The sequence below is a fragment of the Sphingomonas sp. BK235 genome (assembly GCF_004345855.1).
Classification (GTDB): domain Bacteria; phylum Pseudomonadota; class Alphaproteobacteria; order Sphingomonadales; family Sphingomonadaceae; genus Sphingomonas.
Genome location: NZ_SLXN01000013.1, coordinates 1 through 26,635 on the forward strand (window position 1 = coordinate 1; position 26,635 = coordinate 26,635).

General features: G+C 65.0%; 25 protein-coding genes. 13 read left to right on the plus strand and 12 right to left on the minus strand.

The window, feature by feature from the left end; all coding sequences use genetic code 11:
* Window positions 1-151: 151 nt before the first annotated feature.
* A complete protein-coding gene (locus EV292_RS20605; RefSeq protein WP_132911154.1) occupies window positions 152-493 on the minus strand; it encodes a hypothetical protein in 342 nt (113 codons plus the stop codon).
* Window positions 494-854: 361 nt separating this feature from the next.
* Here EV292_RS20605 and EV292_RS20610 point away from each other — a divergent pair, with 361 nt between their 5' ends.
* Window positions 855-2,273: an ISNCY family transposase gene (locus EV292_RS20610; RefSeq protein WP_132911155.1), complete on the plus strand. Its 1,419-nt coding sequence runs from the start codon at window positions 855-857 to the stop codon at window positions 2,271-2,273.
* Window positions 2,274-3,065: 792 nt separating this feature from the next.
* On the opposite strand, the gene EV292_RS20615 is transcribed toward EV292_RS20610, so the two are convergent.
* From EV292_RS20615 to EV292_RS20635, 5 genes are all read right to left on the minus strand, one after another.
* A complete protein-coding gene (locus tag EV292_RS20615; protein ID WP_132911156.1) occupies window positions 3,066-6,290 on the minus strand; it encodes a CusA/CzcA family heavy metal efflux RND transporter in 3,225 nt (1,074 codons plus the stop codon).
* A 4-nt stretch (window positions 6,291-6,294) separates the two neighbouring features.
* Window positions 6,295-7,458 carry an efflux RND transporter periplasmic adaptor subunit gene (locus tag EV292_RS20620; RefSeq protein WP_132911157.1) on the minus strand — a complete coding sequence of 388 codons (1,164 nt, stop codon included), beginning with the start codon at window positions 7,456-7,458 and terminating at the stop codon, window positions 6,295-6,297.
* Window positions 7,455-8,717: a TolC family protein gene (locus tag EV292_RS20625; RefSeq protein WP_132911158.1), complete on the minus strand. Its 1,263-nt coding sequence runs from the start codon at window positions 8,715-8,717 to the stop codon at window positions 7,455-7,457. The genes EV292_RS20620 and EV292_RS20625 overlap by 4 nt, the downstream gene beginning before the upstream one ends.
* A 54-nt stretch (window positions 8,718-8,771) precedes the next feature.
* The gene (locus tag EV292_RS20630; protein WP_132911159.1) at window positions 8,772-9,104 is read right to left on the minus strand and encodes a hypothetical protein; all 333 of its coding nucleotides are present in this window, start codon (window positions 9,102-9,104) and stop codon (window positions 8,772-8,774) included.
* Between the two features lie 80 nt (window positions 9,105-9,184).
* The gene (locus EV292_RS20635) at window positions 9,185-9,817 is read right to left on the minus strand and encodes a cation transporter (protein ID WP_132911160.1); all 633 of its coding nucleotides are present in this window, start codon (window positions 9,815-9,817) and stop codon (window positions 9,185-9,187) included.
* Window positions 9,818-9,884: 67 nt separating this feature from the next.
* Here EV292_RS20635 and EV292_RS20640 point away from each other — a divergent pair, with 67 nt between their 5' ends.
* Window positions 9,885-10,298, plus strand: coding sequence for a helix-turn-helix domain-containing protein (locus EV292_RS20640; RefSeq protein WP_207913503.1), 414 nt, complete (start codon window positions 9,885-9,887; stop codon window positions 10,296-10,298).
* A 31-nt stretch (window positions 10,299-10,329) separates the two neighbouring features.
* Here EV292_RS20640 and arsH read toward each other — a convergent pair whose 3' ends face one another.
* The 6 genes from arsH to EV292_RS20670 form a co-directional block, all read right to left on the minus strand.
* A complete protein-coding gene (gene arsH / locus EV292_RS20645; RefSeq protein WP_132911162.1) occupies window positions 10,330-11,076 on the minus strand; it encodes an arsenical resistance protein ArsH in 747 nt (248 codons plus the stop codon).
* Complete coding sequence (gene arsN2, locus EV292_RS20650; RefSeq protein WP_243693892.1) at window positions 11,076-11,510, minus strand: arsenic resistance N-acetyltransferase ArsN2; 435 nt, start codon at window positions 11,508-11,510, stop codon at window positions 11,076-11,078. The genes arsH and arsN2 overlap by 1 nt, the downstream gene beginning before the upstream one ends.
* Window positions 11,507-12,793, minus strand: coding sequence for an arsenic transporter (locus tag EV292_RS20655; RefSeq protein WP_132911164.1), 1,287 nt, complete (start codon window positions 12,791-12,793; stop codon window positions 11,507-11,509). Before EV292_RS20655 ends, arsN2 begins: the two co-directional genes overlap by 4 nt.
* Window positions 12,793-13,221, minus strand: a complete 429-nt coding sequence (gene arsC, locus EV292_RS20660; RefSeq protein ID WP_207913500.1) for an arsenate reductase (glutaredoxin) — start codon at window positions 13,219-13,221, stop codon at window positions 12,793-12,795. Before arsC ends, EV292_RS20655 begins: the two co-directional genes overlap by 1 nt.
* 11 nt (window positions 13,222-13,232) lie before the next feature.
* Window positions 13,233-13,565 carry a metalloregulator ArsR/SmtB family transcription factor gene (locus tag EV292_RS20665; RefSeq protein WP_132911166.1) on the minus strand — a complete coding sequence of 111 codons (333 nt, stop codon included), beginning with the start codon at window positions 13,563-13,565 and terminating at the stop codon, window positions 13,233-13,235.
* A 110-nt stretch (window positions 13,566-13,675) separates the two neighbouring features.
* Complete coding sequence (locus tag EV292_RS20670; RefSeq protein ID WP_132911167.1) at window positions 13,676-14,887, minus strand: M20 family metallopeptidase; 1,212 nt, start codon at window positions 14,885-14,887, stop codon at window positions 13,676-13,678.
* Window positions 14,888-14,889: 2 nt separating this feature from the next.
* Here EV292_RS20670 and EV292_RS20675 point away from each other — a divergent pair, with 2 nt between their 5' ends.
* The 11 genes from EV292_RS20675 to EV292_RS20725 all read left to right on the plus strand — a co-directional run bounded on the left by EV292_RS20675 (window position 14,890) and on the right by EV292_RS20725 (window position 26,583).
* A complete protein-coding gene (locus EV292_RS20675) occupies window positions 14,890-15,648 on the plus strand; it encodes an IclR family transcriptional regulator C-terminal domain-containing protein (protein ID WP_132911168.1) in 759 nt (252 codons plus the stop codon).
* Between the two features lie 8 nt (window positions 15,649-15,656).
* Window positions 15,657-16,670, plus strand: a complete 1,014-nt coding sequence (locus tag EV292_RS20680; RefSeq protein ID WP_207913501.1) for a 2-dehydropantoate 2-reductase — start codon at window positions 15,657-15,659, stop codon at window positions 16,668-16,670.
* Complete coding sequence (locus EV292_RS20685) at window positions 16,663-17,400, plus strand: SDR family NAD(P)-dependent oxidoreductase (RefSeq protein WP_132911170.1); 738 nt, start codon at window positions 16,663-16,665, stop codon at window positions 17,398-17,400. The genes EV292_RS20680 and EV292_RS20685 overlap by 8 nt, the downstream gene beginning before the upstream one ends.
* Entirely contained in the window at window positions 17,397-18,305 is a 909-nt protein-coding gene (locus tag EV292_RS20690) for a polysaccharide deacetylase (RefSeq protein WP_132911171.1), read from the plus strand. Before EV292_RS20685 ends, EV292_RS20690 begins: the two co-directional genes overlap by 4 nt.
* Window positions 18,302-19,708, plus strand: a complete 1,407-nt coding sequence (locus EV292_RS20695) for an amidohydrolase family protein (RefSeq protein WP_132911172.1) — start codon at window positions 18,302-18,304, stop codon at window positions 19,706-19,708. Before EV292_RS20690 ends, EV292_RS20695 begins: the two co-directional genes overlap by 4 nt.
* Window positions 19,709-19,782: 74 nt before the next feature.
* Window positions 19,783-21,021: an MFS transporter gene (locus tag EV292_RS20700; RefSeq protein ID WP_243693893.1), complete on the plus strand. Its 1,239-nt coding sequence runs from the start codon at window positions 19,783-19,785 to the stop codon at window positions 21,019-21,021.
* A complete protein-coding gene (locus tag EV292_RS20705; protein ID WP_132911174.1) occupies window positions 21,018-23,801 on the plus strand; it encodes a M14 metallopeptidase family protein in 2,784 nt (927 codons plus the stop codon). The genes EV292_RS20700 and EV292_RS20705 overlap by 4 nt, the downstream gene beginning before the upstream one ends.
* Window positions 23,802-23,804: 3 nt before the next feature.
* Window positions 23,805-24,632 carry a carbon-nitrogen hydrolase family protein gene (locus EV292_RS20710; protein ID WP_132911175.1) on the plus strand — a complete coding sequence of 276 codons (828 nt, stop codon included), beginning with the start codon at window positions 23,805-23,807 and terminating at the stop codon, window positions 24,630-24,632.
* Window positions 24,629-25,441 carry a creatininase family protein gene (locus EV292_RS20715; protein WP_132911176.1) on the plus strand — a complete coding sequence of 271 codons (813 nt, stop codon included), beginning with the start codon at window positions 24,629-24,631 and terminating at the stop codon, window positions 25,439-25,441. Before EV292_RS20710 ends, EV292_RS20715 begins: the two co-directional genes overlap by 4 nt.
* Complete coding sequence (locus EV292_RS20720; protein WP_243693894.1) at window positions 25,438-26,097, plus strand: RraA family protein; 660 nt, start codon at window positions 25,438-25,440, stop codon at window positions 26,095-26,097. Before EV292_RS20715 ends, EV292_RS20720 begins: the two co-directional genes overlap by 4 nt.
* A 3-nt stretch (window positions 26,098-26,100) precedes the next feature.
* Window positions 26,101-26,583: an Lrp/AsnC family transcriptional regulator gene (locus EV292_RS20725; protein WP_132911177.1), complete on the plus strand. Its 483-nt coding sequence runs from the start codon at window positions 26,101-26,103 to the stop codon at window positions 26,581-26,583.
* Window positions 26,584-26,635 lie beyond the last annotated feature (52 nt).

Consider the following 26,635-nt stretch of genomic DNA (forward strand, 5'->3'; position numbering starts at 1 on the left):
CTCTCGACCTATGCTCGCCACCTCGCAATCGTCGGGTGGGGTGATCGAAAGTTCAGACGTGCGCTGGCAACGCGGACGTCCGCTTTCCTGCCAATGTCAGACGTTCAACGTACGTCCGAGTGGAAACGGGGGTGAATGGCCGCGAGCTGGATCAGCTGTCACCCCGACGCAGCGTCTTCTCGATGAGCCAGAAGTGAAGGCGCTGAACCACGAGGAAAAGGAGGCCGGTGCCGATGAGCCCCGGCAGCACCATCCCCTCCTGGCCCGGCCGAGGCTGCAGGTTCATCGCCAGCGCAGCATTGATCGCCAGAACGCCGGTTGCCAGCGCAGGAATGAATGCGAGGGCTAACACCCGAGGAGCAGACCACGTCACGTCGCCGGTCAGCCACCATTGCATCGGCAGTCGATCCTCACGGTGGAAGCGCCAATTCGCTCGGATCGCTAATCCGCAGAGTAGCAGACCAAAGAAAAGTGCGATGCCGAACATGACCATACGGCTAGCCTCCGTTTCGAGGATAGCGGCTTTCGCAGCGCCTGCAATCAGGCGTTAGAGGTCGCCCGCCGCGTGACCGAGCCCGCTGCTGGCGCAGCGGGTCCAAAGGCGCAAGAGCCGCAGCGACACCGCCTCAGCGGGGGCAGCGCTGCGCTGCTTGGGGGGCTCCACGCTGCCCCCGCTGCCACGACGAGTGTCATTTCTATCTGGCGGAGATTGTGTCTTTTCTAACTCGCGGCAACACCCCGTGTAAGCGCTAAGTACAAATGGCACCAGCCCGCTAGATAGAAATGGCACTCAGCGGTGCTATCGGCGGGTCGCCGGTGTCATAGCCGTTCTCGGCAACGAGGACGCGCATTGTATGACGGTGCTGGCGATGAGTGCTGCTGAGATCACCCGGTTCGACACGCTGATGCGGCTCGACCGCGGCGAGATCCGGGTCGCGGACGCGATGGAGCTGCTCGGCCTGGCGAGGCGGCAGGTGTACCGGTTGCTGGGCCGCCTTCGAGAGGACGGCGCGAGCGGCCTGGTGTCGCGCAAGCGAGGACGCCCGAGCAACCGACGCTACAGCGACGCCTTCCGCGCCGAAGTGGTCACGCTCGTGCGCGAGCACTACGCCGACTTCGGACCGACGCTGGCGCGCGAGTACCTTGCCGAGCGCCACGGCATCGGCCTGTCGTGCGAGACCCTGCGGCGCATCATGCTGGAGGCCGGGCTGTGGCAGGACCGTGCCGCCAAGCGCCCTCGCCCGTATCAGCCCCGGTACCGGCGCGACTGCCGCGGCGAGCTCGTCCAGGTCGACGGCTCCAAGCACTGGTGGTTCGAGGGCCGCGGTCCGCAATGCACGCTCCTGGTCTTCATCGACGATGCCACCAGCGAGCTTATGCACGTCGAGATGGTCGAGAGCGAGAGCACCTTCTCCTACATGCGCGCTACCCGGACCTACCTCGAGCGGCATGGCAAGCCGGTGGCCTTCTACACGGACAAGCACAGCGCCTTCCGCAACAACACGGCCTCGGCGAAGGGCGACGGCATGACCCACCTCGGCCGTGCGTTGGACCGGCTCAACATCGAGCTGATCTGCGCGAACTCGCCGCAGGCGAAGGGACGCGTCGAGCGGGTCAATGCGACGCTGCAGGACCGCCTGGTCAAGGCCATGCGGCTAAATCGCATATCCACCATCGACCAAGCCAACGCCTTCCTCCCCTCCTACATGGCGCAGCACAATCGTCGGTTCGCCAAGGCGCCGTTCGACCCGCGCGACCTTCACCGGCCGCTTGCCATCCATGAAGACCTGGAAGCGGAGCTGGTCTGGCGCGAGCAGCGCACCGTCACCGGTGCCCTCACCTTGCACTACAACAAGGCCATGTTCATCCTCGAGCCTTCCCCTGCGTCGCAGGCGCTCGCGCGCAAGAAGGTGGACGTGTGCGAGTACCCGGATGGCCGGCTCGAGATCCAGCACGAGGGCACGATCCTGCCCTATCGCATGTTCGACAAGATGCGCCGGGTGAACCAGGCTGCCGTGGTCGACAACAAGCATCTCGACGCGGCGCTGGCGCTCGCCCGCGTGATACAGCAAGCTCAGCCACACCATGCCAAGCGCAACAACAACGAGCCGGCGCGCACCGCGCAGCCCGGCGGACCGTTCAAGGCGCCCTCCCCGGCTTCATCCGCCCAGAAGCTGGACCGTCGTACGCTCGGCAACGGCAGGCTCAAGTGTGGGCCGCGTCTCTCCAACGAGGACCTGGTTGCGCGGGGCCTTAGTGAGTACGCTCGCTAGCGTCCGGAACCGCCCAAAGTCGGTCAAAGCGGGAGTGGTTCGACATCCCCGATAGCGGACGTTCAGCCAGTTGGTATAGGATCACTCCGATGAGATGCGTTGTCATAGCTGCGGCGACAGTGCTGTGCGGTTTCGCGTCGCCGAGCGACGCAACCGCGCCGGGCATGGGTGACCAAAAGATTGATCCTGCTCGGCTCCCACTTGAAGCTTCGACAGGCTTCCTAAACGGTTACTCCCTTCGCGTTCCGCGCAACGGTGATTTCCTGTGGAACGGTGCACCCGTTGGGCCGGCGATGCTCAAGACCTACCTGCGCCAATGGGCGGCTATGCCCCGAAACGCGGGCCGCCTCTTCGTAGCGTTCGAGCCGGGTACTCTTCGGCCTCGTATGCAATGGGTCCGCAAGCAGGTCATCGACAGCGGTCTGTGCGAGCAGCGCCGATGTGCGGAGGTTGGTTGGGCAGTGAGAAGGCCGGTGGTGAACTGACGGCTTTCGCCGCCTCGCGCCAAAAAGCGGACGGGCTGCTTCCCTGCCAGACCCGGACGCTCAGGCGGGCTAACTCGCTTCCCGCAAGCAGCCATTCGTTCAGCGCGAACATTCCCGTTTCCCCATCCTCAACGGCTAGTTTCGGGAAAGAGCAATCGGGAACAGCTTCTGGGAAAGCGGACGTCTCGGACGCCTTTCGGCGCGATCGGCAGTGCCGCCTTCCCGCTACGGGTTCCCAATTGGGAACGGCTAGCCTGAGCTTTCCGTACCCCTGCATCGTCGATGCAGGGGTGATCGATCCTCGCAGTCACGCGCCATGAAGCGTCTCCTGTTTGTCGTGTGTCTCGGTTTGTTGCGACGCCGTGACCATCGAACCGAACCGCGCGTATAGCGTCGGCAGAACGAACAAGGTGAGCAGGGTCGCTGAGATAAGTCCGCCGATCACCACGGTCGCGAGCGGCTTTTGAACCTCGGCCCCTGCGCCGTGCCCCAGCGCCATCGGCACGAAGCCAAGACTGGCGACGAGCGCAGTCATCGCAACGGGGCGAAGCCGGAGCAGAGCCCCCTCGCGGGCGGCACGCGCCCGGTCTATTCCCTCCCGCATAAGGTCGTGGATGGAGGACACCATCACCAGGCCGTTGAGCACCGCTACGCCGGACAGTGCGATGAACCCGACCGCGGCCGAGATGGAGAAAGGCAAACCGCGGAGCAGGAGCGCGAGGATACCGCCGACCAACGCCAGCGGCACGCCGGTGAAGACCAGAGCCGCGTCCCGCACCGATCCGAGCGCACTGTAAAGCAGCAGCATGATGACGGCGAAGCATATCGGCACCACGATCGTCAGGCGTGCCCGGGCGCTTGCGAGGTTCTCGAACTGGCCGCCCCAGGTCAGATAGGTGCCGGCCGGTAAGGCAACCTGCTGCGCTATCCTGGCCTGCGCCTCCTCGACGACCCCTGCAACGTCTCGCCCACGCACATTGGCCTGGACGACGACACGCCGCTTGCCGTTCTCCCGGCTGATCTGGTTCGGCCCATCGCCGAGCCCGATGTCCGCAACGCTGGCGAGCGGCACGAACGATCCGCTCGCCGTTGGCACCGGAATCTGCCCAAGGGTCTGCAAATCGGCGCGTGCCGTCTCGCTGAGACGGATCACGACCGGGAAGCGGGCGTCGCCCTCGAAGATCACGCCGGCCTGCTTGCCACCTACGGTTGCCGCAACGACGTCCTGGACATCGCCGGCAGAAACACCGACCCGCGCCATCGCGTCCCGGTTGGGACGAATGTCGAGAAGCGGCAGTCCTTCGGTCTGCTCCACCCGGACATCCGCTGCACCAGGCACCTTGCGCATCACGTCCGCGATCTGGATCGCGGTCGCGTTCATGCTGGCAAAGTCGTCGCCGAACACCTTGACCGCAATGTCGCCGCGCACGCCGGCGACGAGCTCATTGAAGCGCATCTGGATGGGCTGCGTAATCTCGTAGCCGTTCCCCGGGATGGTCGAGACCTTCTTCTCGATGCGCTCGACCAGCTCCTCCTTGGGGAGGCTCGGATTGGGCCATTCTTCGCGAGGTTTCAGCATAACGAACGTGTCTGTCGCGTTGGGCGGCATCGGATCGCTGGCGATCTCGGACGTGCCCGTCCGCGAGAAGGCGTATTGCACCTCCGGTTCGCGGCTGATCGTCTTCTCGACCGCGAACTGCATCCGCTGGCTCTGTTCGACCGACGTGCCGGGCGGGCGCCAAGCCTGGACCAGGATGTCGCCCTCGTCGAGCTGCGGCAGGAACTCCTGACCCAGCGTCGTGAAGGCAAGCGCCGCCAGCACGACGCCGGCAAGCGCGCCCCCTATCGTCAGGCTCGGACGCCGCATGGCAGCATTGAGCCCAGGCTCGTAGCGGCGCTTGAGCCAGACCACGATCCGGCTTTCTTTTTCCTCGACCTTGCCGGCGAGGGAGGCGGCGATAGCCGCCGGTACGAAGGTCAGGGACAGCACGAAGGCGAAGACGAGCGCGATGATGACGGTGAGCGCCATCGGCTCGAACATCTTGCCCTCCACGCCGCTGAAGGTGAGCAGCGGTGCGTAGACGAGGATGATGATCGCCTGCCCATAGACCGATGGCCGGATCATCTCGCGGGCGGACGCCGCCACGATGGCGAGGCGTTCCTTTAACGGTAGAATGCCCCCGATTTCGTGCTGGCGCGTGCCGAGGTGGCGCAGCGCGTTCTCGACGATGATGACAGCACCGTCGACGATAAGACCGAAATCGAGCGCGCCAAGGCTCATCAGATTGGCCGAGACACCGGCACGCAGCATCCCCGTGGCGGTGAGCAGCATCGTGATCGGGATCACCATCGCGGCGATCAGCGCCGCCCGGAAATTGCCGAGCAGCACGAACAGCACTACGATGACCAGCACCGCGCCTTCGGCGAGGTTGCGGGCAACCGTCGCGATCGTGGAGTTCACGAGCTTGGTACGATCGAGGACCGGCTTGACCACGACATCGGTAGGCAGCGATCGGCCGATGGCCTGAAGCCGTTCACCGACGTCGGTCGCGACGGTGCGGCTGTTCTCGCCGATACGCATCACGGCTGTGCCAACGACGACCTCGTGACCGTTCTCGGATGCCGAGCCGGTGCGGATGCCCTGCCCTGCCTTCACGGTCGCCACCTGATTGAGCACGATCGGCACGCCCTCGCGGCTCGCGACGACGGTGCGTGACAGCTCGTCCGCAGTGCGCACCCGCGCGTCCGAGCGGACGAACAGCCCTTCGCCGTTCCGATCGACCGTGCCTGCGCCAATGCTGGTGTTGCTGCGCTCGAGCGCGGTAGCGAGGTCCTGGACCGTCAGCCGCATCGATGCCAGGCGTTGGAGGTCGGGAATGACCAGATATTCGCGGTCGAAACCACCCAGCGAGTCCACGCCGGCGACACCTTCGGTCCCGCGGAGCTGCGGCGACACGATCCACTCTTGGACGGTGTGGAGGTAGGTCGCCTTGTCGCGTTCGCTGACGAGGTGTTCGCCTTCGGGGGTGATGTAACTGCCGTCGCGCTGGAGCCCGGGTTCGCCATCCCGATGCTTCACACGGTTGAGTTCCTGAAACTCGACGGTCCACATGAAGATGTCGCCGAGGCCGGTCGCGATCGGCCCCATTTCGGGCATGACGCCCTGCGGTAGTCGTTCCTCGGCCATCCGCATCCGTTCGGCGACCTGTTGGCGAGCGAAGTAGATGTCGGTCGCGTCGGTGAAGACGGCCGTGATCTGGGCAAAGCCGTTGCGGTTGAGCGACCGGGTATAGGCAAGACCCGGAATACCCTTGAGCGAAGTTTCGATCGTGAACGAGACCTGCCGCTCGATCTGGTCGGGCGACAGCGAGGGTGCGAGGACGTTTACCTGCACCTGGTTGTTGGTGATGTCCGGGACGGCATCGATGGGGAGGCGCTGGAGGGCAAAGATGCCCGCGAGCGCGGCGACAAGGGTCAGCAGCAGGACTAGCCAGCGCCGCTCGACCGAGAAGGTGACAAGGCGGGAGATCATGGGCTCAGTCCATGTCCATCCCGCCACCCTTGCCGAGTTCGGCTTTCAGGGTGAACGAGTTCGTGGTGGCGATCCGCTCCTGGCCATTGAGGCCGGAGCTGATGATGACCTGATCGCCGTTCCGGCGACCGGCCGTGACCGGGGTGGCGTGGAAGCCGGTCGGGGTGCGGACGAAGACGACGGTGCGGTTCTCGATGCTTTGCACCGCGGTGGATGGGACCGAGACGCTACGATCGCCGCTGGCAGGCAGCATGAAGCTCGCCGTCACAGGCTCGCCCACCCGCCAGGTATTCCCCGCGTTGTCGAGCGTGGCGATGACAGGCACGAGGCGCGTGCTGTCATCTAGCGCCGGGGACACGAACGACACCCGTCCTTCCTGTCTACGACCGGCTGCGGTCACCTCAACCCGCGTACCCGGCCGGATGCGGCCTGCATCCGCGGGCGAGACCGAAGCGGTGATCGTCACCCGCGAGAGGTTCGCGACCCGGTAGAGTTCGGCGTTCGCATCGACGGTCTGGCCGAGAACGGCCGGACGCGCGATGACCTGACCTGAGATCGGCGAGCGCATGGCGATGCGGTTGAGGGCACCACCACCGCCCCCCGTGGCACCAAGCTGTTGCTGCGCGAGGCGCAGCGCGATCCCCGCCTCCGTCGCTGCGGTCCGCGCCGCCACCAGGTCCTGTTCGGGCGAAACGCGCTCGGCAAATAGCCGTTGCTCGCGCCGTAGGTTCGACTGCGCCAATGCGGCGCGGGCGCGAGCGGCCTCGACTTCCGCCTTCAGCGAAGCGGCCTCGCGGCTCTCGATCACCGCCAGCGGGTCACCCTGCCGAACAGGCTGGCCGAGGTTGCGCGTGAGCGCGACCAAGCGACCGCCGATGGTCGCGGAGACGACTTGAACGCCTTGTGGATCGCCCTGGACGAGCGCGGGCAACTCGATGGCGCCGGCGACCCCGCCCACGGTCGGGCGGGCGACCTCTATGCCGGCATCGGCGATCTGCCGAGCCGTGAGCGTCACCGCATCCTTGTCGGCCTTCTTCTCGGCCCCCTCGCCCTTCTCCATGCCCTCCATACCGGCCATGTCGTCGGTCTTCTTCTCGGCCCCGCCGCACGCAACGAGCGCGAGCGGAAGCAAAGCGGACAGCATGGTCCGCGCGTGATTGGTTTTCATCGTGCGTCCTTCGCATCGGTAGGCGCCGGGGCGGCGAGCCGTTCCAGCCGGGCTTGTGCGTCATGATAGGCGGCCAGCGCGTCGATCGCGGCCGTACGGGTGTCAGCGAGCGTGCGCTCAGCCTCCAGGAGATCCAACTGTCCGAACTTGCCCTCACGGTAGCCGATCCGTGCGATCCGGGCGGCTTCCTGCGCTGCGGCAAGCGTCGGTCCGGTCGCGTTGCGGGCTGTCGTCGCTGCATTCGCAACGTCGCCCTGTGCCGAAGCGATGGCCTGTTCCGCATCGAGCAGCGCGAGGCGGCGCTGCGCGTCCGCCTGAGTTCGTTGGGCAGAAGCCAGATCGACGGCCGCGCGGCCATTGTTGAAGAGGGGCAGCGGCACTGACAGGCCAACCACGGCAGCCGTATCGTTGGTCATCGCAAGCCTGCGTGCGGACGCGCTGATCGTCACGTCCGGAACCCGCTGGCTTCGGGCAAGGCGGACCTGCGCCGTCGCCGTGGTGAGATCGGCCTGAACCGCCGCGGCCGTCAGCGTGCCTTCACTGCGCACCGGCAACCGTGGCCCTGCGCCTTCGATACGGGCGAACCAGGCTGTATCCAGCGAGCTGGTGCCGCGCCCGATCAGCCGGGCAAGATTGCCGAGCGCCACTTGGGCGGATCGCTCCGCGCGCTCGGCCGCCCCTTCCGCATTCAGCCGAGCTACGTCAGCGCGCTGCTCTTCGAGCGGTGAGGCGCGGCCGGCTGCAACGCGGACCCGCGCTGCACGCAGTACCTCGTTTGCGATCCCGACCTGTTCGCGGGCGGTGACTACCCTGCGTTGCGACGCCGCTGCATCGTTATAGGCCTGCGTGACCCGCAACCGTAGATCGGCCTGAATGATCGCCGCTTCGATCGACGCGCGGTCGAGTTGCGCATTGGCGACCGCGACGCGCGCCGACCGCTTGCCGCCGAGTTCGAGTGGCAAGGATACGCCGACCGTCGTTTCGGCCGAGCGCAGTCCCTTGTAGATACCGGTGCCGGCGACGTTCTCGCTCATCGTGTCGAGCGACGGATTAGGCCGCAATCCGGCGATCGAGCGTTGCGCTTGCGCCGCCTGAATGCCCGATCGAGAGACCTCGACCGCCGGCGATATCGCGCCGGCCGCGGTAAGTGCTTCATCAAGGGTCAGCGGCGGTGCCGACACCTCCGTGTCCTGTGCCTGTGCCGAGTTGCTCGACGCACAGGCTGTCGCGACCAGCACGGCCGCTATCATGCGCTTCATTGTAGATGCTCCTGACGAACCAGTCTCAGGCGCCGGAAGGCGCCCAGTGCGTCGTCAGGCCTGTGGAGGTCGAAGCGCCGGGTCGCTCTGATGCGCAAGCCAGAGCGGAGCCTTGTGGCTCGCAAATTCGGCCCAGTTGTCGATCAGAGCGACGTCGACACTATGCTCAGCCGGTGCGGCGACATGGTGGCCGTGACAGACGGTGTGATGATGAGGATAGCCCTTGTCCGCATCGGCGGGCACCTCGTCGCAGTCGCCAGCCATGTGCATGATCGTATTGACCTGAGAGGTCTCGACGCACCCGACGCTTTCCGTAGCCTGCGCCATGCCCGCCCAGCCGGTCAGGACCAGCATCAGACAGGCGAGAAAGGGCAGCAGCTTGCGCATGAGCTTGCTCCTTATCATTCCATGAGCACTGCGTAACCCGCGATCATCGGACGCTACCGAGCTAGCGTTGCTTTCGACCTTCATGAGCGGCCACCCAATTCTGCCAACGCACCTCGGGTGATCTCCCAAGCGGAGTGCAGGAACAGGATCGCGATGACGCCGGCGACCGCGAGGTCGGGCCATGCCTTTCCGGTCCACGCCACCAGGCCGGCGGCAATGATGACGGCGATGTTGGCGAGCGCATCGTTCCGGCTGAACAGCCAGATAGCCCGTACATTGGCATCGCCTCCACGAAACCGCGACAGGACGAGCGCCGCACTGACGTTGACGATAAGGGCAACGATCCCGATGCCGCCCATCAGATCGGCGACGGGTGCCACGGCGTTTATCGCGCGCCAGATGGCAAAGCCGATGACACCCAGCCCCAATGTTCCGAGGAACAAGCCTTGGGCAAGAGCGACCCTTGAGCGGGCTGCCGCAGCCCAGCCCAGCGCGATGAGGCCGAACAACGAGATGGCGCCGTCGCCGATGAAGTCGAGGGCATCGGCCTTGAGCGCCTGACTGTCGGCGATGAACCCACCGACGATTTCGATCAGCCCGAAGCCGAGGTTCAGGAGTACGACGATCCATAGGGCACGACGATAGGCAGGGTCGCGCTTCGCACGTTTCGTATCGCCGGTGCAGCCGCACGTAGAGGATTCGCTTGCGCTCATCCCGCTCCGTTACGATCTACAGTCACTGTAGGAGCAACCGGAAAATCGTGAGGATCGCAAGGTGTTGATGATTGGCGACATAGCGAAAAGGACCGGGACCAAGGTCAACACGATCCGCTTCTATGAAGACATCGGCCTGATGCCGGAGGCCGCGCGCACGGCAGGTGGGCGCCGCACCTACGGTGATGCGGAGGTTCGCCAGCTCGCCTTTATCCGGCATGCCCGTGATCTGGGGTTCTCGACCGACGAAATTCGATCTCTGATCGCCTTGTCGGCCAACCCCGATCAGGATTGTAAGGAAGCAGGCTCGCTCGCCCGCCGGCACCTTGCGAGCGTGGAAGACCGCATTGGCCGCCTGATGGCGCTCAGGGACGCGTTGGCGGCTGCGACACGGGATTGTGAGGGCGGCAGGATCGCGGATTGCCGGGTTATGGAAGCGATCACGTCGCCGCCCGATTTGGTCGGCGGAAGGCGGGTCTAGGCTGCATGTACGCAACTCCTGGCGAAGCCCGTCAGGATTGCGGCACTGTCGCGATGCTGGAGAGGTCCTTAGCGGTGTCGATCGGCACCCCGGCTTCCTTGCGCTCCGAATAGCGATCTACGAGTTGGGCAGTGTGCGGGCGCAGTAGCACCGTGAAGCGCACGAGCTCCTCCATCACGTCCACGATCCGGTCATAGTAGCTGGAAGGCTTCATGCGCCCGGCGTCATCAAACTCGTTGAAGGCCTTGGCGACGCTCGACTGGTTCGGGATCGTCACCATACGCATCCAGCGACCCAGCACGCGCAGCGTATTGACGCTGTTGAACGACTGCGAGCCGGCCGACACCTGCATCACCGCCAGCGTACGGCCCTGCGTCGGGCGCATCCCGCCCATCGCCAGCGGCAGATGATCGATCTGCAGCTTCATGATGCCAGTGATCTGGCCGTGGCGCTCAGGGCTGCACCACACCTGACCCTCCGACCATAGAGACAGCTCGCGCAACTCGTGGACAGCGGGATGGTCGTCGCCGGCATGTTGGTCGGGTAGCGGTAGGGTCGATGGATCGAAGATGCGCGTCTCGCAGCCGAAGAACCGGAGCAGGCGCGCCGCTTCCTCGACGCACAGCCTGGAGAAGGACCGTTCACGCAGCGAACCGTAGAGCAGAAGGATACGCGGCGCGGAATCGAGCGGGCCAAGCCCCAGCGCCGGCCGCTGTATGACATAGGCGGGATCGAGCGCCGGCAGGGTATCGGGATCGGCGAGTGTGCGGAGCGGCATCAGAGGGCTTTCACGAGATAGACGGCCGACGCCGGGCATAGCGCGGTAAACTCGCGCGATCCGGCGATGGCCGGGGGAGCCGAGCCGCGATCGGCGTCGGCATAGCCGAGCGTCCGGAAGAACGGCGCGGCCGTCGTCGTCAGGAGGTGGAGGCGACGTACCCCGAGGGTGTGCGCCTGTCGTTCGAGGGTGGTGACCAGCGCCCGGCCCAGGCCATGCCCGCGGCGATCGACGGGGACGACGATCGAGCGGAGCAGGCGGTCGGCCCCTTCGCCCTCCAACCCACCATAGCCGACGAGGCTATCGGCCTCGACCCGGAAGAACAGGCGGTCAGGTTCGGCGAGGTCGGCGCTCGGCAGGCTCGCGGCGTCGAGAAACCATGCCAGCTCGGCCAGCTCGGCAGGTTCGAGCGTAGTGATGGTCAATGCCGTCACGCGATGCTGATCCTGATCGCGAGCGCCGCGAGCGTGATGAGCAGCACCGGCACGGTAAGCGTGACGCCTACCCGGAAGTAATAGCCCCATCCGATCCTGACGCCCTTTTGTCCGAGGACGTGGAGCCACAGCAGCGTCGCGAGCGAGCCGATCGGCGTCAGCTTGGGGCCGAGATCGCAGCCGATCACGTTGGCGTAGATCATTGCTTCCCTGATCGCGCCTGTCGCGTGGGTGGCGTCGATTGAGAGCGCGCCTACCAGCACGGTCGGCATGTTGTTCATTACCGATGACAGGATGGCCGCAATCACTCCCGTACCCAATGCCGCGCCCCACACTCCGCCTTGCGCGGTACGATCGAGCAGCGCCGCCAGATGATTGGTCAGGCCCGCGTTCCGCAGGCCATAAACGACCAGGTACATGCCGAGCGAGAAGATCACGACCTGCCAGGGTGCGCCGCGCAGCACCTTGGCCGTCGGAATCACATGGCCCCGCCCCGCGATCACCAGCAGCAGGATCGCGCCGGCAGCGGCCACGGCGCTGACCGGCACGCCGAGCGGTTCGAGCAGGAAGAAGCCGGCGAGCAGCAGCGCAAGAACGATCCAGCCCGCGCGGAACGTCGCGGCGTCCCGGATGGCGGCACGGGGCACGCGCAGCGCGGCCACATCGTAATCGTGCGGTATATCACGTCGGAAGAAGATCAGCAGCGCGCCCAGCGTGGCGGCGATCGACACCAGATCGACCGGCACCATCACGGCCGCATAGTCGCCGAACCCGATCCGGAAGAAGTCGGCCGACACGATGTTGACGAGGTTCGACACGACCAGCGGCAGGCTGGCGGTGTCGGCGATGAACCCGGCCGCCATGACGAACGCCAGCGTCGCCTTGTCCTTGAACCCGAGCGCCCGCAGCATGGCGATGACGATCGGCGTCAGGATCAGCGCGGCCCCGTCGTTGGCGAACAGCGCGGACACCGCAGCGCCGAGCAGCACGATAAGGACGAACAGCCGGCGACCGCGCCCCCCGCCCCAGCGGGCGACATGCAGCGCGGCCCATTCGAAGAACCCGGCTTCATCGAGCAGCAGGCTGATGACGATGATCGCTACGAACGCGGCGGTCGCGTTCCAGACGATGCCCCATACCACCGGCACGTCGGACAGCGTGACGACGCCTGCGAGCAGCGCCACGACCGCCCCGCCCATCGCGCTCCACCCGATGCCGAGGCCCTTGGGTTGCCAGATGACGAGCGCGATCGTCGCGACGAAGATCAGGACGGCAAGGAGCATCAGGCGACGCGCTGGCCCGAAGCATCGACCACCTGTTCCCCGTCTTCCTTGGCAAACGCGCCGAGCTGGCCGCTCGGCAGCAGATCAAGGACGGCTTCGGACGGCCGGCACAGCTTCACGCCGAGCGGCGAGACGACCAGCGGCCGGTTGATGAGGATCGGATGCGCCATCATCGCGTCCACCAGCGCGTCGTCGGACAGCGACGTGTCGCCCAGGCCCAGCTCCGCATAGGGTGTTCCCTTCTCGCGCAGCAGCTTGCGGGGCGTCATGCCGGCGCGGTCGACCAGCTCGACCAGCAGCGCGCGCGAGGGCGGGGTTTTCAGATACTCGACCACATGCGGCTCGATGCCGGCATTGCGGATCATCGCCAGCGTGTTGCGCGACGTACCGCACTCGGGATTGTGGTAGATGACGATATCGACGGCCACGAGGCGTCCTTTCAGCAGCAGGGGGAGAGTTCGGCGACGAGTGGCGCGCATAGCTCCGCATTGCCTGCACAGCAGTCTTTGACGAGGAACAGCGTCAGAGCGCGCAGGCCGTCCAGATCGGCGCGATAGATGATCGATCGGCTGTGCCGTTCAGAGCGCACGATCCCAGCACGCGCGAGAATGCCGAGGTGCGCGGACATGGTGTTCTGCGGGACCTCGAGTTGGCGGGCGATCTCGCCCGCCGCCATCCCGTCCGGCTCGTGCCGCACCAGCAGTCGGAACACATCCAGCCGCGTTCCTTGCGCGAGCGCTCCCAGCGCCGCAATAGCCGAGCCGTTATCCATATATCGAGCATATTGGATTCGTCGAGGTTTGCAAGGCCGCCACGACCGGTCGAGAGCTATCGACCGTCTCGCGCCGACCACTAATCGAGCAACCGCCTTACAACCGCTGCTCAAACCTCAGTCGGTAGGGGTGTCCGCAACAGCTCGGTTAGCAGGCCGATCCGGCTTGGTATCGATGAGAGAAGGCAGTGCTCGTCAAAGGTGTGTGCCCCTCCACCTTCAACACCCAAGCCATCGAGCGTGGCAACGCCCAACGCCGAGGTGAAATTACCGTCCGAGCCGCCGCCAACCATAGGCACGTCGGGCAACGAGATGCCCAACGACCCCGCTACCGACTGCGCGTGAGCCAGTAAGCGCGCGTTCGCCACTGTCTTCTCGTAAGGCGGCCGATTGAACCCGCCCGTCACAGTTACCCGCAACCTCTCATCTCGCGGCCGAGCCGACTGCATGGCATCTTCGATGATTCGAGCGCTCGCGACGTTTGTAACTCTCACATCCGCCGTAAACTTACACTGAGAAGGCACGACGTTGCGCGCCGTTCCTCCAATGATCTTGCCGACGCTGACCGTCGTCCCACCGGGTTCATCTGTTTTGCCCTCAATCTCGAGAATGAGCTCGCACGCGCCACGTATCGCGCTTCGTCCGTCGGCATAGTGCGTACCCGCATGAGAAGGCACGCCCTGTACATCGAATTGGTACCAGGCGACGCCCTTACGCGCTGTCACGACCGCTCCATCACTTCGTGCCGGCTCAACAACTAGCGCTTGGTCGGCATTCATTGCGAGCTGTTCGATCAACGCTCGCGTTGTTGGGCTGCCGATCTCTTCATCAGGTGACAGCAGCATAACAGTCGGCTTGGTCAACGTGCCGTCGCAAGCGGCACGCGCGAGCGCCGCCATCGCGCAGAATACGCCACCCTTCATGTCGTACAAACCAGGACCATAGAGACGATCCTCATCACGACGGATAGGCAAGGGCCCGGCCGCGGTCCCGATCGGGTGAACGGTGTCGAGATGACCGATCAGCAGGGATCCAATGCGCTGATGCTGCGGCCCCGCTCGCAGAAGAACGACATCTCCGATGCCGTCACGGCCGGGGATGCGGTCGACCGAGATCTCGCCGACGTCGGACATCGCCGCGACGGCAAGATCCATCATCCGGTTCACAGCTTGGGCATCCGAAGATGGGCTCTCACACGCGGCCCATCTGCTCAGCACGTCGGCTATGGCCGAGAGATCGACGAGATCACCTTGGTGACGAAGGCCATTGACCACGATGATACATCTCCGTAGCTGTTCATAGCTATGAACCGGCGTTCTCATACATGAACGATTCGATCAAGTCGGCATCCAGGGTGCTGGACATGCTCGAGCTGTTCTCAACACGGTGCGATGGGCTGACACTCACCGACGTGTCGAAGGGCTTGGGCTTGCCGAAGAGCAGCACCTTGGGCCTTCTTCGGACGCTCCACGGGCGAGGTTATCTCGTCCGGGAGGCAGATGACCTTTACAAGCTGAACGACATCGTACGACGCGACGGCTTCGCCCGTCATGGTCGCCTGCTCCGCGTGGCTCCGCCAGCAATGCGCGCATTGGCCGACGAACTGGGCGAAACCGTCATCCTGGCGATCACCGGTTCGCCTGGCATGGTGAGGCTCATCGCGAAGGAAGTCGCAACTCGCGAGGTCCGTTTCGACGTCGACCTGCCGCGACAGGAACCGGCCTACTGCACGGCCATCGGGCGCGTGCTGCTGGGTGCGCAGGACGACGCGCAGGTGGCTACCGCCCTCGCCGCCGTGCCGCGTCGTCAGGTGACGGATGCGACGCTTACCGATCAGCAGGCTATCGAAGAGAGGATTGCGGAGGCGCGACGAAGCGGGGTTTCGATCGTCGAGGACGAACTCGTTCTTGGCGCAACCGGGATCGCGGCATTGATCCCGCGCACCGGACAACAAACCCTGGCAGCGTTGAACGTCGGGTGCATCTCAGCTCGCTTCAACGCCAACCGTGAGCGCATCATCCTCGCTCTCCAAACGGCAGCGAATGGGATTGGCAGCGCGATGCAGCCGGACCGGGCCGCGTGAGCGTCCCCGTGCTCATCTGGGGCGCGGGTGCAGTCGGCGGGTCGATCGGCGCGGCTCTGGTCCGCTCAGGTCATAGCGTCACCTTTGTAGACCTGGACCGGGCGCACGTTGCCGCCTTGCGAGATCCTGATCATGGCCTCGTCGTTCAGGATGAAAGCGGCACCTTCAGGTCACCAGTAAGAGCGTTCACGCCTGACGAGGTGGAAGGTGCCTGGAGCCAGGTCCTGTTGTGCGTGAAGGCACAGCATACGGACGCAGCGGTGCGCGCAGCGGAGCCTCACCTGACGAGTGATGGATGGATCGCCTCGCTCCAGAACGGATTAACCGAACAGCTCGTGGCAGAGGTGGTGGGAGACCAGCGAACGCTCGGTGGCTTCGTGAATTTTGGCGCCGATGTGATCGCTCCAGGGATCATACGCTTCGGTGCTCATGGCGCGGTGCGCGTCGGTGAACTCGATGGCGCGATGACAGACCGAGTCCATGAGGCGGCCGATCTCCTCCGAGCGTTCGACCCGGCTGCGGGTGTCACCTCTGACATCGCGTCCTATCTCTGGGGAAAGCTCGGGTACGCGGTGTTGCTGTACGCGCAGGCGACGGGACGATTGGGCATCGTCGATTGCCTCGACCGGGCCGACCTGCTCCCGCTCTGGCAGGCACTCGCAGGAGAGATCATGCGGGTTGCCAAGGCAGAGGGCGTGATGCCCCAGGCATTCAACGGCTTCGATCCCGCCGCCTTCCTTCCCGGCGCCAACGCCAACGCGGCTCGCACGAGCGTAGCGGCGATGGCCGACTTCAACCGCGGTAGCAGCAAAACCCATTCCGGGGTCTGGCGCGACCTCGCCGTGCATAAGCGACGGACCGAGGTAGAGGCGCATTACGGACCGGTTCTTGCCGCTGCCGCCCGCCACGGGATCACCTGCTCCACACTGGATCGGTTGGTGGCCACGATCCACGCGATCGAGGACGGCGCCGCCCAGGAGGACGCCAACCTCGACCGGCTCTTGGAGGCGGTCCATGTCTGAGCGCATCGTCGCGGTGAGTGGAGTCGGCAGTGGCTTCGGCCGTGCGATTGCCGCCGCGTTCATCTCCGACGGGGCGAGGGTATTTGGTTGCGATGTCGATCATGCTGGTCTCGCCGCCGCACAGGCTTGTGGCGTGGAGGTCGCAAGCGTCGACCTTTCGGATCGGCAAGGTGCTCGCGGGTGGATCGCCAACATCGTCGCGAATACCGGTCGCCTCGACGTCCTGGTGAACAATGCCGGCGGTGTCCTCGGCCAGGCGCATCGACCCTTTCCCGAGGTCGAAGACGCAGATTGGGACGCGATTTTTGCAGTCAACGTCCACGCTGCGGCGGCATTGAGCCAGGCAGCCGTTGCGCGCATGGCGCTGGCTGGCGGCGGTGCAATCGTCAACATAGCGTCGGGTGCGTCGCTGAAGGCGTCGTTGACGGGCGTCCAAGCATATTGCGCCGCCAAGCACGCGATGTTGGGCCTCACCCGCCAGCTGGCGCAGGAGTTCGGCACTGCCGGCATTCGCGTCAACGCCGTCGCGCCCGGCTTCGTTATCACCAACGAGGCCACACAGGCACAGTGGCACAGCTACGGTGAAGCGGGACAGGCCGCTTTGATCGGGCGAACCGCACTGCGGCGACTGGGGAAACCTGAGGACATCGCGCAGGCGGTGCTGTTCCTTTCCTCCAAGAACGCCAACTTCATCACGGGTCAGATCCTCAGCGTGGATGGTGGCCAATGAGCGGGCCGCCGTGGCAGTGGCGTGAGGACGAGTGGCGTACCCGGGTCGATCGCGTGCGCGCGGGACGCGCTCTGCAACCGAGAAGTTGGCCGGGAAATGCGCGCTTCGCCGTCGCCCTGTCGTTCGACAGCGATCACGAGACTAACGAGCTGCGCGACGGCGGTCGATCGATCGGTCGGATGAGTTGGGGGCAGTACGGCGTCCGGGTGGGCGTGCCGCGCATCGTGTCCGTGCTCCAGCGGCACGGAGTGCAAGCCAGCTTCTTCGTGCCGGCGGTGTCGGCGCTGCTTCATCCGGAAGAACAGCAAAGACTGGTGGGCCTCGGTCACGAGGTTGGGTTGCACGGCTGGATACACGAATGGAACACCGAACTCCCGCCCGGTGCCGAACGCGAGCTCATGCTGCGCGCTGCCGACACGCTCGAGGCGATCACCGGCGTTCGCCCGTGCGGGATGCGCACGCCGTCATGGGACTTCAGCCCTGAAACTCTCGCCATCGCTCGGGAGATGGAGCTCTCCTATGACAGCTCGCTCATGGCCGACGAGGACTGCTACGAGCTGCTGCTCGATGGCCAGCCGAGCGGGATCGTAGAGGTCCCGGTCGAGTGGATCCGCGATGACGCCGCCTATTTCCTAATGCATCGGGCGGGATCCCTCCGCCCGTACACGCCGCCCACCGACGTTTTCGACATCTTCCGCCGCGAACTGGACGGCGCGATCGAAGACGGCGGGCTCTTTCAGTTGACCATGCACCCGCACGTCATCGGCGCACGCTCACGCATTTGGATCCTTGAAGAGATCATCCGCCACGCGACAGCGAATGGCGCATGGTTCGCCACGCATGCTGAGATCGCTGCGTATGTCCGAACCGCGGCAAACGCCCAAAACGAGGGAGAAAACAGATGACCGGGCTAATCGCGCGGGCGCTGGGGGGCGCAGCGCTCCTCGCTATGGCTGGCTCTACCTACGCGCAGTCGGTGCCGCTGAACGACCGGCGTGCTGTGATCGCCCCTGGTGCGCGCACCACGGAGGACCCGCGGCGCATCCCGCTGAAGCCGCAGAGCGTCGCCGGAGTGCCGATCGTCCTGACGGGCGGCCGACTTTTCGACGCAGTGTCCATGCGGGTCCGCGCGGCGACGGTCGTGATCGAGGGCAACCAGATCGCGGCAGTGCTGCCGCCCCAAGCGACGAATTGGCCGCCTAATGCCCAGGTCATCGACGTCACCGGCAAGACGATCATGCCCGGGCTGATCGACATGCATGTTCATGTCACATACCCCGATGGCAACACCCCGATCGATGAGCAGGCGAGCGAGGGAGCGGGTGTTCTGCGGGGTATGCGCAACCTGAGGTGGATGCTCGAATCCGGCATCACCTCCGTCCGAGACCTGAACGGCGTCTCCAACGCGCCTTACTTACTGGCGGAGGCCAGTGCGTCCGACGAAATCGCCGCCCCACGCGTGTTCACCGCCGGCCACATCATCACCGGCACCGGCGGTCATGCGACGGAGCGGCCTGTTTCACCCAGCCACGGACCCGACTTCGCATGGGAGCGAAATGGCGCCGATGCATGGCGCGCCGCGGTGCGGGAGACCTTCAAGCAGGGTGCGAGCGTCATCAAGGTCGCTAGTCACTTCGCGCCGGACGAAATTGCGGCTGCGGTCGATGAAGCGCACCGCCTGGGCCTGAAGGTCACTTGTGATTGCGAGACCATCTACACTGCGATGGCGGTGGATGCCGGCATCGACATGATCGAGCATCCTCTGCCTCGCACCGACGCCACGATCGCCGCGATGGCGAAGCGTGGCACGACCGCGGTGCCGACCCTGCAAGTGTACCAGAACGTGATCGACCGCGCCGGCGGCTTTTACGGCTCAACATCACGTCGCTTCACCATGACGGCGCAAGGCGACTTTGACGTGTTCAAGAAGATGAAGGCGGCCGGCATCGTCATGGGGGTCGGTACGGACACGATCGGAGATGCCAACCGGATGGTGCCGAACGTCTACCTTGCCGAGCTCAAATGGTTCGTGAAGGGCGGCTATTCCATTCCGGCAGCGCTGCAGGCAGCGACCCTCACCAACGCAAAGCTACTCGATATGGGCGACCGGCTCGGCAGCATCGAGCCCGGCAAACTCGCCGACGTGATCGTCGTTGACGGACATCCCGACGAGGATATCGACGCCTTGTCCCGGATCGACATGGTCGTGAAGGACGGCGTGCTTGCCGTTTCGGGTGGTCAGGTGGTGACCCCGCGGCACGTCAGCGCACCCCTTGCCAAGCCATCTCCGCCGGCGACCGTCCGATGAGCGGCGCGACACTCACATCCGCCGCACGTCCCGTGCCGAGCCGACGGGACATCGCCCGGGCCCTCGGATCAGCCATGATCGGCAACTGGTTCGAATTGTTCGACTTCATCATCTACGGCTACTTCGCGGCGCAGATCGGCAAGGCGATGTTCCCGGCAGCCGACCCGGTCACCGTGATCCTGTCGAGTTTCGCCACCTACGGCGTCGGTTTCGTGATGCGTCCGGTGGGATCTATGGTGCTTGGCAGCCTGGGTGACCGGCATGGCCGCAAGGCCGCGCTGGTGTTCACCATGTTGCTGATGGCGGGATCCACCTGCGCCACTGGTCTCATTCCAAGCTATGCCAGCATCGGCCTCGCGGCGCCGATCCTGCTTGTGATCTGCCGCCTTCTTCAAGGCTTTGCCGCAGGCGGTGAGTGGGGCGGAGCCACCACCTTCTTGGTCGAGTATGCCCCTGCACATCGGCGCGGATTATTCGGCGCGCTACAGCAGCTCAGCACCAGCCTAGCGATCGTGTCCGCCGTATCGGTCGCCCTGCTGCTCAACCTGGCGCTCAGTCCGGAGGCGCTGCAAAGCTGGGGCTGGCGCCTCCCGTTCATCGCGGGCGTTGCGGTAGCCCCGCTCGGCTTCTACCTGCGCGCGAACGTGCCGGAGACACCCAACTTCCGGGCCGAGGATGAAGATGCTGCGCGTCCCCATCACCCTTTGCGGGAAGCGCTGACGGAGCATCGCCGCGCGGTGCTCACCATCTTCGGCCTTGTCATCATCTGGACGGTCGCAGGTTACACGTTCGGCGCATTCCTGGTCAGCTTCGCGACGCAGGTGCTCAAGGTCGATCCGTCGTGGGCGCTCACCGGCACGCTGGTCGGCGCCCTCGTCAACATCGTGGTCATTCCGCTCACCGGCTGGGCATCGGACAATGTCGGCCGCAAGCCGTTTCTCATCGCCAGCGCGCTGGGCTTCCTTCTCGTCTCGGTACCGCTATTCCAGTTGATGGCGTCGCAGCGCACCGGCATGTCGGTGGTCGTGACCACCGCGTGCGCCGGTTTGTTCTCGGGCATGTTCAGCGGGGTGGCGCCAACGTTCCTGTGCGAGCTGCTGCCTACCCGCGTGCGCTACACGGCGCTCTCCGTCGGCTACAACATGGCGGTCATGCTCTTTGGCGGCTTCGCGCCGTTCATCGCGACCCTGCTGGTCCAGCAGACCGGCATGCTGATCGCGCCCGCCTTCTACATCACCGCGTGCGCCGCGATCTCGCTCTGCGTGATTGTGAGCCTCCGCGCTCCAGACCCACGGACGGCCATCGACCAATGAGACAAGCCTTCGCGCTCGCGCTTGCCGCGCTAGCCCTTCCCTCAACCCCGGCGATCGCGCAGGTCAGCACCCCGCGACAGCTGCTTGGTCACGTGATGGGCGAGGATCGCTACGTACCCAGTTACTCCGACATGGTCCGCTACTGGCGCGTGCTCGAACAACAAAGCAATCGCATCCGCCTTATCGATATCGGTGCGACCACGGAGGGCAGGCGCCAGATCGTGGCCGTTGTCTCTTCCCCTGCCAATCTCGCAAAACTGGAGGAATATCGTCGCATCTCGGAGCGGCTTGGCCGGGCGACGGGTATCGACGAGGCCACTGCCCGCTCAATGGCAGCCGGCGGCAAGGCGGTGGTCTGGGTCGACGGCGGACTGCATGCAAGCGAGGTAGAGGCTCAGACGGCGCTCATTCAGCAGGTCTTCGATCTCGTCTCGAGCGACGATCCCGAAGCCACTCGCATTCGCGACAACGTCGTGACGCTTTTTGCCCCCGACAATCCGGACGGGATGGAGTTGGTTGCCAACTGGTACATGCGGATCAAGGACCCCGCAAAGCGCGAGCCAGACCTCGGCAGCCTCCCGAAGCTTTATCACCCCTATGTCGGCCATGACAACAATCGCGACTTCTACATGGCAGAGATGCCAGAGACGCAGAACATCACGCGTGTCCTCTACCGCGAGTGGCGGCCACAGATCATCCTCAACCAACACCAGACCGGTCCGGCAGGTACCGTCCTGTTCATTCCACCGTTCCGCGATCCATTCAATTACCATTACGAACCGCTTGTCATTACCAGCCTGGAAGAGGTCGGATCGACGATCGCAAGCCGTCTGGTCTCGGAGAACAAGGGCGGCGGCACGACCCGGGGCGGCGCACACTACGACACATGGTACAACGGCAACCTGCGAACCTCGGCGTATTTCCACAATGCGGTGGGCATCCTGATCGAGATCATCGGCAAGCCGGTACCTGAGCAGATCCCGTTCGTTCCCGAACGACAGATCGCGAAGAACGATCAGCCGTTGCCCATTCGGCCCCAGCTATGGTCGATGCGGCAATCGATCGACTACAGCTTGTCGATCAACCGCGGGCTGCTGAACTATGCGGCAGCCAACCGCGAGAAGCTGCTGTTCAACATCTGGCGGATGGGTGCGAACGGCATTGAGAAGGGGCAGCGTGACAGCTGGACGGTCACGCCCGATCGTATCGAGGCTGCCCATGCGGCGTCAGCCGCGACCGGCGCCAAACCGGTTCGCACTCGAACCACCGGAACCAGCGAGATCGGCACGGGCTTCTATGAGAAGGTGCTGCTCGATCCCGCCGCCCGCGACGCGCGCGCCTATATCATCCCTCCCGATCAACGAGATTTCCCGACCGCCGTTCACTTCCTCAACGCGCTGATGAAGCTAGGCGTCGAGGTGGAGCGGGCCGACGCGCCCTTCATCGCCAATGGACAGCAGTGGCCCGCGGGCAGCTATGTTGTTCGAACGGCACAGGCGTACCGCGCGCATGTCGTCGACATGTTTGAGCCGCAGCACTACCCGAACAACTTCCAGTATCCGGGCGGACCGCCTATCCCCCCGGCTGACGCCTCGGGGTACACGCCGGCGTTCCAGATGGGGGTCCGCTTCGAGCGCGTTCTGGATGCGCTGGATGCGCCCACCAAAGCCGTCTCTGGACCTCTTGCGGTCGATCCGGGGCGGATTACCGGTAATGGCCGCGCAGGCTGGCTTGTCAGCCACAGCGCCAATAACGTCTTCGTCCTCAGCAATCGGCTTGCCAAGGCGGGGCTGGCGCAAAGCTGGATCAAGGCTCCGACATCCGTGGCGGGCGGCGTCGCGGAACCGGGCGCCTTGTGGATCCCCTTCAGCCCTGCGGCTGTCACGCTCGTGGCACAAGCGACGCACGAGCTCGGCCTGAGCGCTGAGGCGGTTCAAGCGGCGCCCACTGGCGAGCGCATCGCGCTTCGCCGGCCCAGGATAGCCATGGTCGACCTCTACGGTGGTCTGCATCCAACCGGTTGGCTACGCTGGATCCTCGACCAGTACGAGTTCCCCTACACGATCGTGTATCCGCAGCGCCTCGACCGCGGCGCGCTGAAGCGGGACTTCGACGTGTTGATCGTGCCCGATGCGGCGATCCCGAATGATCGGTCGTCGGGAGAGGGCGGCATGTTCCGTGGTCGCTTTGACAACGCACAGCCAAACCCGGCGTCGATCCCGGCGCAGTATCGTTCCTGGCTCGGCAGCATCAGCGCCGACAAGACCCTGCCGCAGCTGCGGCAATTCGTTGAGCAGGGCGGCTCGATCCTTGGCATGGGCAGCTCCTCAGCCGGCCTCATCTCCGGACTAGGTCTTCCTGTGGCCGACGCGTTGACCGAGGAGAAAGCCGGCAAAAGGCAGCCCATCCCGCGTACCGACTTCTATGTTCCCGGCGCCCTTGTGACGGCCACGACCGATCGAACGCAGCCGCTTGCCTACGGCCTTCCAGAAAAGGTCGACCTCTTCTTCGACTCCAGTCCGGTCTTCAGGGCGCTTGAGCCTGCTAGCGTCGGCGTTCCTGCCCGCTTCGCGGGAACCAACCTCCTGCACAGCGGGTGGGGTTGGCACCAAGAGCGATTGGATGGAGCCGCAGCCGTTCTCGACGTCCCATCCGGTCGGGGGCACGTGTTCCTGTTCGGCCCGGAGATTGCCCTGCGTGCCCAGACGCAAGGCGCGTTCAAGCTGCTGTTCAACGCTCTCTATTACGGCGCAGCCAGCGCGCCCGGTGCGAGGCCCTGACCCATGAAGACCAGCGTCATCCAGATGAACTCGCAAGGCGACAAGCCGGCCAACCTGCGTGCGATCGCCGACCTCGTGACGCAAGCGGTGGAGCGCGACCGACCTGACTGGCTGCTACTGCCGGAACATTGCGAATGGCTCGGCGGCTCGGGCGGTGCGCCAGACGTTGCCGAACCGTCGCTCGGTGGCGAGACCTACGCGCTCTTGTCGGACCTGGCGCGACAGCACGGGGTCTGGATCCACGGTGGGTCGATCTACGAACAAGCAGGTAACGGCCGAGCCTACAACACCACTGTCGTTTTCGATCGAGCAGGGCGCGAGGCCGCCCGCTACCGCAAGATCCACCTATTTGACGTTACCACGGCCGATGGCGCGCGCTATCATGAGTCAGCAACGGTGGAGCCTGGCCAGACGATCGCGGTGTACGACTGCGAGGGCGTGAAGGTCGGATGCTCGATCTGTTACGACATTCGCTTTCCAGAGCTGTTCCAAGCGCTGGTGGCGCGTGGCGCTGAGCTGATCGCGCTGCCGGCCGCCTTCACGCTGCTCACCGGCAAGGATCACTGGGAAACGCTGATCCGAGCCCGGGCCATCGAGACGCAGTGCTGGTTTGCGGCAGCGGCGCAATGGGGCGGCTACATGACCCCCGCGGGTGAGCGTCAGTCGTTCGGGCAATCGATGATCGTCGATCCTTGGGGCGCGGTCGTTGCCCGTGTCTCGGACGGCACCGGCTTTGCGTCCGCTCATGTCGATCCCGTCCTCATGGAGCGTGTGCGCTCCAGCATACCTGTGGCTGCAAACAAGGCGCTCGGTATCCGGATGGACGCGTGACAAAGCGCGCGCACGCCTTGCAGGACCTGACCTGGTCCGAGTTCGCCGGTCGCCTGCCCGAGCGCCCGGTGATCGTCCTGCCGCTCGGCAGCCAGGAAGAACAGGGTCCGCACGCCCCGATGGGCGACTTCGTGGTTGCCGAACGGATCGCGCACGCTGCCGCGGCGCGCGCGGACGCAATCTGCGCCCCGGTCTTGCCGTTCGGCTATGCGGAGTTCTTCCGCGGCATGCCAGGCGGCGTGCAACTACGAGGTGAGACCTTCCGCTTCGTGCTGCGCGACATGATCGACGCCTTTACCGACCACGACATCGAGCATGTTGTGGTGGTCAATGGTCACTCCACCAACGCGCCGCTCATCTTGGAGGTGACGCATGAGGTACGTCGGAAGACCGGTCTGGTCATTCCCAACCTCAATCTGTGGAGGATGCTGCCTGAGGCCACGTGGCGACAGGTGCACGGCGATCACGCGGCTGCGGCACGCGGGCATGGCGCGGATCCGCTGACCTCGTTGATGCTCCATCTCACCCCTGAGCTGGTGCGCGGCGATCTGATCGAGCCGGCGAGCCGCCGTTTGGCCTTCGGTTTGCCGACCCAGTCGCAATTCTCCGGCGTCGAATTTCACGGCATGCCGATCGATATGCCGCTCGATGTGACCGATGTTGCGTCCAATGGCGTCGGCAGCGGCAACGCAGCGCTCGCCAGCGCTACCGCTGGCGCCACCATCGCAGAAGAGACGATCACACGGGTAGCCGACTTCCTCCAGCACTGGCGCAGGCAGGACCCGCGACAGCCGGACCGATCGGCATGAGCTACGACCTGCGTCCGATGCCGACCGTGATTGAGCCAAGCTTGCTCGCAAAGTGTGAGGAGCTCGACACCGCGACACTTGGCCATTGGCGCACCTGGGGGCTGTGCGACGCGCGGGTACGTCAGGTGATCGGCAGCGGATCGATCAGGGGCACGGCTATTACCGTCGCGCTTCCGGGTCTCGACGGTACGTTGCTGCATGACGTGATGGGCCACGTGCGACCGGGCGACGTCATCGTCGTCGATCGGCTTGGCGATCGCCTACACGCTTGCATCGGCGGTATCGTCGCGCGAGCGGCGCAGGTGCGCGGAGCGGCCGGCATCATCGTCGATGGTCCGGTCGCAGATCTGGCCGAATTGCAGGCCGTAGGCTTGCCGATCTGGGCGCACGGCCCGGTGTCCCGTACGACGCGACGCCTCGGCTTGGGCGGCCGCTTCAACGCCCCGGTGTCGGTGGGCGGTGTCGTGGTGCACGCCGGCGACCTGGTGATCGCCGATGCCGACGGGGTCGTGGTGCTCGAGCCACATGAGCTCGAGGAGACGCTGATGATCGCATCCCAGCGCCGCGAGCGCGAGATCGCGATTGTCACCGCGCTCAGTGCGGGAACTCCCTTGGTTGACCTTCTTCCGCGCCCTCCTCTCGAGACGGTTGGCTGAGCGATGCCAGAGGCCCTCACGCTCGACGACGCGGACGTCCGTATCCTGGCAGCGTTGCAGAAGGACGCGACCTTGTCCGTCGCGGCGCTCTCCGAAGTCATTCACCTCTCGCACAACAGCGTGTGGCGCCGCCTCAAGCGCCTCGAGGAGGCAAAGCTTATCACCGCGCGCGTCGCGCTGCTCGACGCTGATCGATTAGGGCTGGGCCTGACGGCGTTTGTCAGCATTCGCACCAGCGAACACAGCGAGGAGTGGCTGCGCGCCTTCGCCGCTGCCGCCGAGGGCATGGCCGAGATCGTCGAGTTGTACCGGATGACCGGAGACGTGGATTATCTCATGAAAATCCGTGTCGCTAACATCGCGGCGTATGACGCGGTCTACAAGCGGCTGATCGGCGCTGTTCGGCTGACCGACGTCAGCTCCGCCTTCGCGATGGAAGAACTGAAATTCACCACCGCTTTGCCGCTGCCGTCACGTGCGTGTTGAGCAGATCGAGCACCTTGCCCAATTTTTGGGAGAGAAAGAGGATGTTTATCCC